The organism is Modestobacter sp. KNN46-3, from assembly GCF_011039295.1.
Genome location: NZ_JAAKGN010000018.1, coordinates 34,499 through 47,548, shown reverse-complemented (window position 1 = coordinate 47,548; position 13,050 = coordinate 34,499). Strand labels below are relative to the sequence as shown.

The following is a 13,050-nucleotide window of genomic DNA, read 5'->3' as shown; positions in this document are numbered from 1 at the left end:
TTCCTCGCCGCCTCCCGCGGCACCGCCCAGGTCGTGCTCGGGACCCGCGGTTCGGTCTTCGCGCCGGTGCGCGAGCTGGGCCTGGTGGCGATCTGGGACGACGGCGACGACCTGCACGCCGAGCCGCAGCACGTCGGTGAGCGACCCGGCGTAGCGGTCGGCGACCGAGCGGGCCAGCTCGGCGACCTCGGGGGTGAGCACCGGCTCGGCGGAGACCACCTTGGCCAGCGGGGCCAGCTTCCCGGTGTGGTCGGTGTCGCCGGCCAGCTCCAGGACGACGCCGTCCACCAGCTTGCCGGCGAACCGCACCCGGACCCGGCAGCCGGCCACCACCTGCTCGGCGAGCTCGTCGGGGACGGCGTAGTCGAAGGGCCGGTCCAGGTGCGCCAACGGCACATCGACGACGACCCGGGCGACCCGCTGTGTGCGGGTGCCCGGGTCGTCGTCGATCGGCCGTGCCGTGCTCAGGAGACGCCCACCGCCGACTTCAGCGCGTCGACGCGGTCCAGCCGCTCCCAGGGCAGCTCGACGTCGGTGCGCCCGAAGTGGCCGTAGGCCGCCGTCGGGGCGTAGATCGGCCGCAGCAGGTCCAGGTCCCGCACGATCGCACCGGGCCGCAGGTCGAACACCGAGGTGATCGCCTTCTCCAGCGCCTCCTCCGGCACCGTGTTGGTGCCGAAGGTCTCGACGAAGAGGCCGACCGGGTGCGCGGCACCGATCGCGTAGGCGACCTGCACCTCGCAGCGGCGGGCCAGCCCGGCGGCGACGACGTTCTTGGCCACCCAGCGCATCGCGTAGGCGCCGGACCGGTCGACCTTCGAGGGGTCCTTGCCGGAGAAGGCGCCGCCGCCGTGCCGGGCCATGCCGCCGTAGGTGTCGACGATGATCTTGCGGCCGGTCAGCCCGGCGTCGCCCATCGGGCCACCGATGACGAACTTGCCGGTCGGGTTCACCAGCAGCCGGTAGCCGGTGGTCGGCAGGCCCAGCTCGCGCAGCGCGGGCTCGACCACCAGCTCCTGGACGTCGGGGGCCAGCAGCGTGTCGATGGAGATGTCCTCGGCGTGCTGGGAGGAGACCACCACGGTGTCCACGGCGACCGGGCGGTCGTCCTCGTAGACCACGGTGACCTGGGTCTTGCCGTCGGGACGCAGGTAAGGCACCGACCCGTCCTTGCGGACGGCCGACAGCCGCCGGGACAGCCGGTGCGCCAGCGCGATCGGCAGCGGCATCAGCTCGGGCGTCTCGTCGGTGGCGAACCCGAACATCAGCCCCTGGTCGCCGGCCCCCTGCCGCTCGATCAGGTCGTCGGCCACCGCGGCCCGGTGCTCGGCCGCGCTCAGCTCGGCCTTGCGCGCCTCGTAGCCGGTGTCCACGCCCTGGGCGATGTCCGGGGACTGGGCGCCGATGGAGACGCTGACGCCGCAGGAGGCGCCGTCGAAGCCCTTGCGGGAGGAGTCGTAGCCGATGCCGAGGATCGTCTTGCGCACGATGTCGGCGATGTCGACGTAGCCGGAGGTGGTGACCTCACCGGCGATGTGCACCTGGCCGGTGGTGATGAGGGTCTCGACGGCGACGCGGCTGCGCGGGTCCTGCGCGAGCATCGCGTCCAGGATCGAGTCGCTGATCTGGTCGGCGATCTTGTCGGGGTGGCCCTCGGTCACCGACTCGGACGTGAAGAGACGGCGTGGCACTCGGTTCTCCCTGCAGTCGGCTGCCGAGCGCGTTGTTCGCGGTCGGCGGGGCTGCACCACAACAGTGGTCGGCCCGACGGCTGAGGCTACCGGCGGGAGCCGACGGCCGTTCGGTGAGGCGGTGGCGTCAGGGCTGCCGGGCGACCCGGTCGGCCACCACGTCCCAGATCGCGGCGGCGACCGCGTCCTTGCGACCGGCCGGCACGGCGGTCGTCGTCCCGTCGGCGGCCAGCACCGTCACCTCGTTCTCCGACCGGCCGAAGACCCGCCCGGCGGAGACGTCGTTGACCACCAGCAGGTCGACGCCCTTGCGGGCCAGCTTGGCGCGGGCGTGGGTCAGCACGTCGCCCTCCGCGTCGCCGGTCTCCGCGGCGAAGCCGACGACGAGCTGCCCGGCCGGCCGCGCGCCCACGAGCTCGACCAGGACGTCGGGGTTGCGGACCAGCTCCAGCGAGCTGGGCTCGGTGGTCCCGCCCTTCTTGAGCTTGCTGCCGGCGACCGTGGTGGGCCGGAAGTCGGCGACGGCGGCTGCCATGACGACGACGTCGGCCGGGCGCCCCGTCTCCCCACCGGACGACTCACTGTGCATCCCGAGGCGCAGCTCCTCGGCGCTCTCGACAGCGACCACCCGCACCCCGAACGGGGCCGGCAGCTCGACGTTGGCCGCGACCAGCACCACCTCGGCGCCCCGGGCGGCGGCGACCCGGGCCAGCGCCCAGCCCTGCAGCCCGGACGATCGGTTGCCCAGGAACCGCACCGGGTCCAGCGGTTCCCGGGTGCCACCGGCGCTGATCACGACCCGGCGGCCGCTGAGGTCGTGGGCGAGCGCGCCGGCACCGGCGGACAGCACCAGCTCGGCCAACGCGGCGACGTCGGCCGGCTCGGGCAGCCGTCCGGGGCCGGAGTCCGGGCCGGTGAGCCGTCCCACCGCGGGGGGCAGCACGACGGCTCCACGGCGGCGCAGCGTCGCGACGTTGTCCTGGGTGGCCGGGTGCTGCCACATCTCGGTGTGCATGGCCGGCACGAAGACGACCGGGCAGTGCGCGGTGAGCAACGTCGCGGTGAGCAGGTCGTCGGCCCGGCCGGCCGCTGCCCGGGCCAGCAGGTCCGCGGTGGCCGGGTTGACCAGGACCAGGTCGGCGGTCTGCCCGATCCGGACGTGGGCGACCTCGGGCACGTCGTCCCAGACCTCGGTGGACACCGGGTTGCCGCTGAGCGCCTCGAACGTGGCGGCGCCGACGAAGCGCAGCGCCGACGCGGTCGGCACCACCCGGACGTCGTGGCCGGACTCGGTGAGGGCGCGCAGCAGCAGCGCGGACTTGTAGGCCGCGACGCCACCACCCACGCCCAGGACGATCTGGCTCATGGGGTCCATCCTCCACACACGACGAAGCCCCCGGCACCAGCCGGGGGCTTCGTCATCAGTAAGGCCCCCTCGCAGGGGCCCGCCGCGAGCCTGCGAGCGGTGGGGGGCGAGGGGGTCCTTTTTCAGTTCTCGCCGGCGGTGTGGGCCAGCAGGCCCTCGTTGATCTCGCGGAGCGCGATCGACAGCGGCTTCTCCTGGGGCGCGGTGTCGACCAGCGGGCCGACGTACTCCAGCAGGCCCTCGGAGAGCTGGCTGTAGTAGGCGTTGATCTGACGCGCGCGCTTGGCGGCGTAGATGACCAACCCGTACTTGCTGGTGGTCCGCTCGAGCAGCTCGTCGATCGGCGGGTTGGTGATGCCCTCAGGGGCAGGTGCGACTCCGGACACGGGCGGGCGTGCTCCTCAACTCGGTGTGCGGGCGGGCGGCGGATGGCTCCGCTCGGTCGCCTCGGGTGCGCCCTCGGCCGCGGTCAGGGACCAGCGGGCGGAGACGCAGTCAGCAAGCCTACCAACTCGTCTGCGGCTCTGGCCACGTCGTCGTTCACGACGACCACGTCGAACTCCCCGGAGGCGTCCAGTTCGGCCTGCGCGAGGGCCAGCCGGCGGGACTGCACCTCGGGGTGTTCGGTGCCCCGGCCGGCCAGCCGGCTGACCAGTTCGGCCCAGGACGGCGGGGCCAGGAAGACCAGTTGCGCCTCGGGCGCGCGCTCGCGCACCTGCCGGGCGCCCTGCAGCTCGATCTCCAGCAGCGCCGGGGCCCCGGAGGCCAGCTGCTCCTGCACCGGCGCGACCGGGGTGCCGTACCGGTTGCCCGCGTACTCGGCCCACTCGAGCAGGCCGTCGTGCTCGATCAGCCAGTCGAAGTACTCGGCGTCGACGAACCAGTAGTGCTCGCCGTCCACCTCGCCGGGGCGCGGGGCACGCGTGGTGACCGACACCGACACCCAGACCTCCGGGTGCCGGCGCCGGACCTCGGCGACGACCGTGCCCTTCCCCACCCCGGAGGGACCCGAGAGGACCGTCAGGCGGGCAGGGGTGCGGGCCACGCTCGGCGTCCTCGGGCTGGGGGTGTGCGTCGGTCGGGACAGGGACGTGCTCAGGGCTCGACGACCTCGCCGGCGAACTCGGCCTCCAGCGCCTTGCGCTGGTTGGCACCGAGACCACGGACGCGACGGGTCGGGGAGATCTCGAGGCGCTCCATGATCTTGGCCGCACGCGCCTTGCCGACCCCGGGGAGGGACTCGAGCACCGCGGAGACGCGCATCTTGCCGATGACCTCGTCGGTCTCGCCCTGCTTGAGGACGTCGCCGACCGTCGCGCCCTTGGTCTTCAGCCGCTCACGCAGCTCGGCGCGGGTCTTGCGGGCCGCGGCGGCCTTCTCCAGGGCAGCGGCGCGCTGTTCGGGGGACAACTCGGGAAGGGGCACGGAGCAACCCAATCGTGTTCGTGCCGGCGCTGCGACCGGCGGTGTCGTTCGGTGTGGAGTGTGCCTGGACGGCGGCCCTCGATGTGAGCCTGGGCGCCAACCTAGTCACCTCGAACCCGCTGGTCACCCCGGACCCCGTGTCATCTGCGCCGGGCCGGTGTGCTGCACGGACACCCGATCGGACCGGACGGTGCAGTAACCGCGCCGTCACCGCTGGTCAACAGGTCGTCGGCCGGCCCGCCGCCGGCCCAGCAGCCACCCGGCCAGGGCGGACAGCACCAGCAGCCCGGCCACGACCAGCACGGCACCGACGACGTGGTCGGCGGTCCAGAGCACCGCCCAGCGGTCGTCGTCGAAGGAGAGGGTCAGCCGGCTCTGGTACGCCGTCTCCGCCGGCAGGGGGGTGTAGGCGGCCCAGCCACCGTCGGCCGGTGGCCCCGGCCGGTTGGCCCGCCAGAACAGCGCGACGCCCAGCGCGCACAGCACCGCCCCGAGGGCCAGCACCAGTCGGGGCGCCGCGCGCCTCACGCGGCGAGCTCTGCCGTCCACCGGTCGGCGGCGGCCCGCAGCGCACCCGCGTCCGGCCCGGCCTGCAGCACGTCGCGGGAGACGGTGGGGACGACGGCGCGTCCGGTCCCGAAGAGCCGGCGCAGGTCGGCGGCCGATCCGCCCTGGGCGCCCAGGCCCGGGGCGAGCACCGGCCCGCCGAGCCCGTCGAGGTCGACGTCGAGGTCGGGCAGGGTGGCGCCCACGACGACGCCGAACGAGCCCGTGCTCGGGCCCCACCGGCCCGCCACGTCGCGCACCGCGGCGATGTCGGGCAGCGGGTCGCCGACCACCCACCCCGGGGTGTTCCAGCCGCGCACGGTGTCGATGACGACCTGGGCGGCGGTCCGCTCCCCCACCAGCGCGTGCTGCAGCGTGCCGGCGCCCGGGTTCGAGGTGCGGGCCAGCACGAACAACCCGCCGCCGTGCAGGCGGGCGGTGTCCACGGCCGGCTGCAGGGAACCCGGGCCCAGGAACGGGCTGACGGTCAGGGCGTCGACGGCGAGCGGGTGCTCGGGGCACAGGTAGTCGGCGTAGGCGTCCATCGTGGAGCCGATGTCGCCGCGCTTGGCGTCCAGCAGGACCAGCGCCCCGGCCGCCCGGGCCCGGACGACGGCGTCCTCGAGCACGGCCAGCCCGCGGGAGCCGTGCCGCTCGTAGAAGGCCAGCTGCGGTTTGAGCACCGCGACGTGCCCGGCCAGGGCGTCGACCACGGCGTCGGTGAACCGGGCCAGCCCGTCGGGGCTGTCCGGCAGCCCCCAGCGCTCCAGCAGCGGCACGTGCGGGTCGATGCCGACGCACAGCGGGCCGCGCGCGGCGACGGCGTCGGCCAGCCGCTCCCCGAAGGTGCCGCTCACGCCGCTGCCCCGGCGAGCTCGGTGACGCACGCGCGGGCGAGGAAGGGGTCGGCGAAGGCGCCGGTGGCGGTCTGCACGCCGGCCGCGCCGAGCTCCAGCAGCGCCGCGCAGCTCGCCGGGTCGGTCACCCCGCCCATCGCCAGGACGTCGAAGTCGAAGCCGCCGGCCGCCCGCAGGTCCAGCAGCCGGGCGGTGAAGTCCAGCGCGAGGTCGCGCACCGCCCGGCCGGAGACGCCGGCCAGCGGCCGCCCCGGGAAGGTGGGCCGGCCGTCGGGGCGCTGCACCGTGCACTGCACCGTGTTGATCGCAGCCACCCCGTCCAGGTGCGGCGCGATCCGCGGCAGCAGCCCGGCCAGGGCGGGTGCGTCCAGCCAGGACAGCTTGGCGACCAGCCCGGTGCTGCTGGACAGCGCGCGCCGGGTGGTCTCGACGATCGCGGTGGTCAGCTCGGCGTCCAGGCAGATCGGCGGCTGCACCCCGCCCCGTGCCGCGTCCAGCGCGTTGGGGCAGGACAGGTTGAGCTCGACCACCGGCGCGCCGGCGGACTCGGCCAGCCGCGCCGTCCGGGCGAAGTCCTCGGCGATCGCCTGCAGCTGCGGCGGGCCCTCGCCGTCGTCCTCACCCAGCACGCTGACCAGCAGCAGCTGGTCGTCGGCCAGGCAGCGGACGGCGGCGGCGACGTCCTCGGTCCAGACCGCCGGGTCCGGCGACGGCACTCCGAACGAGTTCGCCGACGTCACCGCCGGGTCGCCGGGCGGCACCCAGTCCGACGGCTCGGCGGTGACCACCGGCGGCGGTCCCTCGAGCGCGAACGGCTCGCGCACCCCGGGGACGAACGCCCAGTTGGGGAACTGGTTGGCCGCGCGCGCGCGGCTGCGGACGGTCTTGTAGGTGAGCAGGTTGAAGCCGTTGCCGGCCAGGTACTGCACCCAGGCGGCGGTGCCGGTCATCGGGCAGGCGGGCACGCCGATCGGGAAACCGGTCCGCCGGCCGAGCACCTGCCAGCTGCCGGCGGCCCGCGGGCGGACCGGCAGCCGTGGCCCCGGCGGCCCGACGCGCGCAGCCGCCACGTCGTCGGTGAGGGCGTACGCCGGGAAGCGCACCCCCGAGCGGGCCAGCAGCCGGTGCTGCCCGGTCGTGCTCAGCAGCCGGACCAGCGCGGGCAGGTCGTCGGCGCCCAGCCCGTCCCGGTCGAGTGCGGTCGTCAGCTCGGTGAGCCAGACCGGTTCGGGGGCGGAGGCGCCGTCCAAGCGGGCGACGGCGGCGGTGTGCAGGGCCCGGAGCACCGGGCCGGTCAGCCCGGCCGCGCGAGCCTCCCGGCCCAGCTCAGCCGCAGCGGTCGCGCCCCCGCCCCCCCTCACGCCGTGGTCCCGGCCGCCGCCTGGGCGGCGGCCAGCGACTCGTGCAGGTCCTGCAGGCTGCGCACCCCGATGTCGCCCCGGCGCAGCGACTCGACGCCCTGCACCGTGGCCGCCATGCCCTGCACGGTGGTGATGCACGGGATGCCGGCGCTCACCGCGGCGGCGCGGATCTCGTACCCGTCCAGCCGGGGGCCGCTGTTGCCCGGCGTGCCGAACGGGGTGTTGACCACCAGGTCGATCTCGCCGGCGAGGATCCGCTCGACCACGTTGCCCGGGCCCTGCGAGAACTTCCCGACCACCTCGCAGGCGACGCCGTTGCGGCGGAGCACCTGGGCGGTGCCCACCGTGGCCAGCACCCGGAAGCCGAGGTCGGCCAGCCGCTTGACCGGGAAGACGGCCGAGCGCTTGTCCCGGTTGGCCAGCGACACGAACACCGTGCCCCCCGTCGGCAGGTCGCCGTAGGCGGCGGCCTGGGACTTGGCGAACGCGGTGCCGAACTCCGCGTCGATGCCCATCACCTCACCGGTCGACTTCATCTCCGGCCCGAGCACGGTGTCCACCCCGTGGCCCTCCATGGTCCGGAACCGGTGGAAGGGCAGCACCGCCTCCTTCACCGCGATCGGGCCGTCGACCGGCAGGTCGGTGCCGTCCCCGGTGGCCGGCAGCACGCCCTCGGTGCGCAGCTGGGCGATCGTCTGGCCGACCGCGATCCGGGCCGCGGCCTTGGCCAGCTGCACCGCGGTCACCTTCGACACGAACGGCACCGTACGGCTGGCGCGCGGGTTGGCCTCCAGCACGTAGAGGACGTCGTCCTTCAGCGCGTACTGCACGTTCATCAGCCCGCGCACGCCGATCCGGGCGGCCAGCGCCTCGGTGGCCCGACGGATGGTGTGCAGGTCCTCGCCACCCAGGGTGATCGGCGGCAGGGCGCACGCCGAGTCGCCGGAGTGGATCCCGGCCTCCTCGATGTGCTCCATGACCCCGCCCAGGTACAGGTCGGTGCCGTCGTAGAGCGCGTCGACGTCGATCTCGACGGCGTCCTCGAGGAACCGGTCGACCAGCACCGGGTGGTCGGCGCTCACGTCGGTGGCCTTGGTGATGTAGGCCTCCAGCATGGCGTCCTCGTAGACGATCTCCATCCCGCGCCCGCCGAGCACGTAGGACGGCCGCACCAGCACCGGGTAGCCGATGGACGCCGCGATCGCCACCGCCTCGGCCGACGTCGTCGCCATGCCGTGCTTGGGCGCGAGCAGGCCGGTGTCGGACAGCACCCGGGAGAACTCCCCGCGGTCCTCGGCGGCGTCGATCGCCTCGGGGGACGTGCCGAGCACCGGGACGCCGGCGTCCTTGAGCCGCTGCGCCAGGCCCAGCGGGGTCTGCCCGCCCAGGGTGCAGATGACCCCGGCGACCGGACCGGCGGCGCGCTCGGCCTCCACGACCTCCAGGACGTCCTCGAAGGTGAGCGGCTCGAAGTACAGCCGGTCGGCGGTGTCGTAGTCGGTGGAGACGGTCTCCGGGTTGCAGTTGACCATCACCGCCTCGTAGCCGGCGTCCTGCAGGGCCATCACCGCGTGCACGCAGGAGTAGTCGAACTCGACGCCCTGCCCGATCCGGTTCGGCCCCGACCCGAGGATCAGCACCGCCGGCCTCTCCCGCGGCTCCACCTCGGTCTCGGAGTCGTAGGAGGAGTAGTGGTACGGCGTCCGGGCGGCGAACTCGGCGGCGCAGGTGTCCACGGTCTTGTAGACCGGCCGGATGCCCAGCCGCCAGCGCAGCGTGCGGACGCCGTCCTCCCCCGCCAGCTCCGGCCGCAGGACGGCGACCTGGCGGTCGGAGAGACCGTGCCGCTTGGCCCGGCGCAGCAGCTCCGGGGTCAGCGACGGCGCCTCCCGGACCTCCTCGCCGATCTCGTTGACCATGGCGATCTGGTCGACGAACCAGGTGTCGAACCCGCTGGCCTCCGCGACCTGCTCGACGGTGGCACCGGCGGCCAGCGCCCGCTGGGCGGTGTAGAGCCGGCCGTCGACCGGGGTGCGCAGCTGTTCCACCAGCGCCGCGGCGTCCGCGGGCTGGGCGGCGTCGGTCCAGAAGCCGGCCGCCGAGGTCTCCGTCGAGCGCATCGCCTTGCCGAGGGCCTCGGTGAAGTTGCGGCCCATCGCCATGACCTCGCCGACGCTCTTCATCGTCGTGGTCAGCCGCGGGTCGGCCCCGGGGAACTTCTCGAAGGCGAAGCGCGGGATCTTCACCACGACGTAGTCCAGCGACGGCTCGAACGACGCCGGGGTGACCCCGGTGATGTCGTTGGTGATCTCGTCGAGGGTGTAGCCGATGGCCAGCTTCGCGGCGATCTTGGCGATCGGGAAGCCGGTGGCCTTCGACGCCAGGGCACTGGACCGCGACACCCGCGGGTTCATCTCGATCACGACCAGGCGACCGGTCTCGGGGTGGACGGCGAACTGGATGTTGCAGCCGCCGGTGTCCACGCCGACCTGGCGCAGCACGGCGATGCCGACGTCGCGCATCTGCTGGTACTCGCGGTCGGTGAGCGTCATCGCCGGGGCGACGGTCACCGAGTCACCGGTGTGCACGCCCATCGCGTCGATGTTCTCGATCGAGCAGATGACCACCACGTTGTCGCTGCGGTCGCGCATCAGCTCGAGCTCGAACTCCTTCCAGCCGAGCACCGACTCCTCGATCAGCACCGTGTGCACCGGCGAGTCGGCCAGGCCGTGGCCGGCCATCCGGCGCAGCATCGGCTCGTCGGTGGCGATCCCCGAGCCGAGCCCGCCCATGGTGAAGCTGGGCCGGATGACCACCGGGTAGCCGACCTCGGCGGCGGTGGCCAGCGCCTCGTCCACAGTCCCGCAGACCGTCGAGCGCGGGGCGTCGGCGCCGATGGAGCGCACGATGTCCTTGAACTTCTGCCGGTCCTCGCCGCGGTTGATCGCGTCGACGTCGGCGCCGATGAGCTGGACGCCGTACTTCTCCAGCACGCCGTTCTCGTACAGCCCGATGGCGAGGTTCAGCGCGGTCTGGCCGCCCAGGGTGGCCAGCAGCGCGTCGGGGCGCTCCTTGGCGATCACCCGCTCGACGAACTCCGGGGTCAGCGGCTCCACGTAGGTGGCGTCGGCGACCTCGGGGTCGGTCATGATCGTGGCCGGGTTGCTGTTGACCAGGCTGACCCGCAGGCCCTCGGCCTTGAGCACCCGGCAGGCCTGGGTCCCCGAGTAGTCGAACTCGCTGGCCTGGCCGATGACGATCGGCCCGGAGCCGATCACGAGCACGTGCTGCAGATCTGTCCGCTTGGGCATCAGGCGTTCTCCACCGTGCTCGACTCGACGACGGGTGGAGGTGTCACCGCGTTGCCCTTCTTCGAAGCCGCCATCAGGTCGACGAACCGGCCGAACAGCGGGTTGGCGTCGTGCGGCCCGGCCGCCGCCTCCGGGTGGAACTGCACGCTGAACGCCGGGGCGTCGATCAGCCGCAGGCCCTCGACCACCTGGTCGTTGAGCCCGACGTGGCTGACCTCGACCGGCCCGAACGGGGTGTCGGTCGGCCGGTCCAGCGGGGCGTCGACGGCGAAGCCGTGGTTGTGGCTGGTGACCCGCACCGTGCCGCTGACCCGGTCCAGCACCGGCTGGTTCAGCCCGCGGTGCCCGAAGCGCAGCTTGTAGGTGCCCAGGCCGAGCGCGCGGCCGAGGATCTGGTTGCCGAAGCAGATGCCGAACAGCGGACGGCGGGCCTCCAGCACCCCGCGCACCGCGGCGACCGCGTAGTCGGCGGCCGCCGGGTCGCCGGGGCCGTTGGAGACGAACACGCCGTCCACCCCGTGCTCGAGCAGCTGCTCGGCGGTGGCGGTCGCGGGCAGCACGTGCGTCTCGACGCCGAGCTCGGCCAGGTACCGCGGGGTGGCGGTCTTGATGCCCAGGTCGAGCGCGGCGATGGTGAACCGCTTCTCCCCCACGGCCGGGACGACGTAGGGCTCGCTCGCGCTGACGCTCGGCGCGAGGTCCGCGCCGGTCATGCTCGGGCTCTCGGTCACCCGGGCCAGCAGCTCGTCCGCGCTCAGCTCCGTGCTGATCCCGGCGCGCATCGCCCCGCGGTCGCGCAGGTGCCGGGTCAGCGCGCGGGTGTCGATGCCGCTGATCCCCACCACGCCCTGGGCGACCAGCTCGTCGTCCAGGCTGCCGGTGGCCCGCCAGTTCGCCGGGCGGCGCGCGGGGTCGCGGACGACGAAACCGGCGACCCACATGCGGCGGCTCTCGTCGTCCTCGCCGTTGACGCCGGTGTTGCCGACGTGCGGCGCCGTCATGGTGATGATCTGGCCGGCGTAGCTGGGGTCGGTCAGCGTCTCCTGGTAGCCGGTCATCCCGGTGGAGAACACCGCCTCACCGACCGTCGTGCCGGTCGCGCCGTAGGCGTCGCCGTGAAAGGTCCTGCCGTCCTCGAGGACGAGGATCGCGTCGCTCACTTCTGTGCCTTCCCGTCCATCACGGTCGCCGCGCCCCGCAGGAACGTGGCGACCACCCGGCCGGGGAGCTCCCGGCCGGCATAGGGGCTGTTGCGGCTGCGGCTGGCCAGCGCGGCCGGGTCGACGGTGGCCCGATGCGTGGGGTCCAGCAGCAGCAGGTTGGCCGGCTCGCCGACGGCGAGCGGGCGGCCGTGCCCGTCCAGACGGCCGATGGCCGCCGGCCGGACCGACATGCGGTCGGCGACGCCGCGCCAGTCGAGCAGCCCGGGCTCGACCATGGTCTGCACGACGATCGAGAGCGCCTGCTCCAGGCCGAGCATCCCCGGGCGGGCCGAGGCCCACTCGCTCTCCTTGTCCTCCACCGCGTGCGGCGCGTGGTCGGTGGCGACGGCGTCGATCGTGCCGTCGGCCAGCCCCGCCCGGAGCGCCTGGACGTCGGCGTCGCTGCGCAGCGGCGGGTTCACCTTGAACACCGGGTCGTAGGTCTCCGCGCACTCGTCGGTGAGCAGCAGGTGGTGCGGGGTGACCTCGGCGGTCACCTGGACCCCCCGCGACTTGGCCCAGCGCAGGATGTCCACCGAGCCCGCCGTCGAGACGTGGCAGACGTGCAGCCGGGCGCCGACGTGCCCGGCCAGCAGCACGTCGCGGGCGATCACCGCCTCCTCGGCCGCGGCCGGCCAGCCGACCAGCCCGAGCCGGGCCGAGCGGTCGCCCTCGTTCATCTGGGCGCCCACGGTGAGCCGGGGCTCCTCGGCGTGCTGGGCGACGACGCCGTCCAGCGCCTTGACGTACTCCAGGGCGCGGCGCATCAGCGCCGGGTCGGCGACACAGTGCCCGTCGTCGGAGAAGACCCGCACGCGGGCGGCGGAGTCGGCCATCGCGCCGAGCTCGGCCAGCCGTTCCCCGCGTAGGCCGACGGTGACCGCCCCGACCGGGACGACGTCGACCAGCCCGGCCTCCTGGCCCAGCCGCCAGACCTGCTCGACGACGCCGGCGGTGTCGGCGACCGGGTCGGTGTTGGCCATCGCGTGCACCGCGGTGAACCCGCCCAGCGCCGCGGCCCGGCTGCCGGTCTCGACCGTCTCGGCGTCCTCCCGGCCCGGCTCGCGCAGGTGGGTGTGCAGGTCGACCAGGCCGGGCAGCACGACCAGCCCGGCCGCGTCGACCAGCTGGGCGCCCTCGGCCGCCAGGCCCGGCCCGATCGCGGCGATCCGGCCGTCCTCGATGCGGATGTCGACGGCGTCCTCGCCGTAGGGGCGTGCGCCCTTGATGAGCGTCATTCTCTGCACGTCTCCTCGCTCCGCTCGGCCGTTCGCTCCGCTCCTCGCTCGTT

At 74.1% G+C, this 13,050-nt stretch carries 11 protein-coding genes and 1 pseudogene; all 12 read right to left on the bottom strand.

Annotated features, from left to right (window positions below; all coding sequences use genetic code 11):
* Positions 1 to 396: pseudogene (locus G5C62_RS06780) on the bottom strand (primosome assembly protein PriA); the annotation flags it as partial.
* Between the two features lie 68 nt (positions 397 to 464).
* Positions 465 to 1,691 carry a methionine adenosyltransferase gene (gene metK, locus G5C62_RS06775; RefSeq protein WP_164700409.1) on the bottom strand — a complete coding sequence of 409 codons (1,227 nt, stop codon included), beginning with the start codon at positions 1,689 to 1,691 and terminating at the stop codon, positions 465 to 467.
* 127 nt (positions 1,692 to 1,818) lie between these two features.
* A complete protein-coding gene (coaBC, locus tag G5C62_RS06770) occupies positions 1,819 to 3,057 on the bottom strand; it encodes a bifunctional phosphopantothenoylcysteine decarboxylase/phosphopantothenate--cysteine ligase CoaBC (protein ID WP_164700408.1) in 1,239 nt (412 codons plus the stop codon).
* A 122-nt stretch (positions 3,058 to 3,179) separates the two neighbouring features.
* Complete coding sequence (rpoZ, locus tag G5C62_RS06765; protein WP_036335031.1) at positions 3,180 to 3,443, bottom strand: DNA-directed RNA polymerase subunit omega; 264 nt, start codon at positions 3,441 to 3,443, stop codon at positions 3,180 to 3,182.
* Positions 3,444 to 3,526: 83 nt separating this feature from the next.
* Positions 3,527 to 4,102: a guanylate kinase gene (gmk, locus tag G5C62_RS06760; RefSeq protein WP_036335032.1), complete on the bottom strand. Its 576-nt coding sequence runs from the start codon at positions 4,100 to 4,102 to the stop codon at positions 3,527 to 3,529.
* A 50-nt stretch (positions 4,103 to 4,152) separates the two neighbouring features.
* On the bottom strand, positions 4,153 to 4,482 hold the full coding sequence (gene mihF, locus G5C62_RS06755; RefSeq protein WP_036335033.1) for an integration host factor, actinobacterial type: 330 nt from the start codon (positions 4,480 to 4,482) through the stop codon (positions 4,153 to 4,155).
* A 207-nt stretch (positions 4,483 to 4,689) separates the two neighbouring features.
* Positions 4,690 to 5,010, bottom strand: coding sequence for a hypothetical protein (locus G5C62_RS06750; RefSeq protein WP_164700407.1), 321 nt, complete (start codon positions 5,008 to 5,010; stop codon positions 4,690 to 4,692).
* Positions 5,007 to 5,885, bottom strand: a complete 879-nt coding sequence (gene pyrF, locus G5C62_RS06745) for an orotidine-5'-phosphate decarboxylase (RefSeq protein WP_164700406.1) — start codon at positions 5,883 to 5,885, stop codon at positions 5,007 to 5,009. The genes G5C62_RS06750 and pyrF overlap by 4 nt, the downstream gene beginning before the upstream one ends.
* A complete protein-coding gene (locus G5C62_RS06740; RefSeq protein ID WP_241175743.1) occupies positions 5,882 to 7,246 on the bottom strand; it encodes a dihydroorotate oxidase in 1,365 nt (454 codons plus the stop codon). Before G5C62_RS06740 ends, pyrF begins: the two co-directional genes overlap by 4 nt.
* Entirely contained in the window at positions 7,243 to 10,557 is a 3,315-nt protein-coding gene (gene carB, locus G5C62_RS06735) for a carbamoyl-phosphate synthase large subunit (protein ID WP_164700405.1), read from the bottom strand. The genes G5C62_RS06740 and carB overlap by 4 nt, the downstream gene beginning before the upstream one ends.
* The gene (gene carA, locus G5C62_RS06730; RefSeq protein ID WP_164700404.1) at positions 10,557 to 11,717 is read right to left on the bottom strand and encodes a glutamine-hydrolyzing carbamoyl-phosphate synthase small subunit; all 1,161 of its coding nucleotides are present in this window, start codon (positions 11,715 to 11,717) and stop codon (positions 10,557 to 10,559) included. The genes carB and carA overlap by 1 nt, the downstream gene beginning before the upstream one ends.
* On the bottom strand, positions 11,714 to 12,997 hold the full coding sequence (locus G5C62_RS06725) for a dihydroorotase (protein WP_164700403.1): 1,284 nt from the start codon (positions 12,995 to 12,997) through the stop codon (positions 11,714 to 11,716). Before G5C62_RS06725 ends, carA begins: the two co-directional genes overlap by 4 nt.
* Positions 12,998 to 13,050 lie beyond the last annotated feature (53 nt).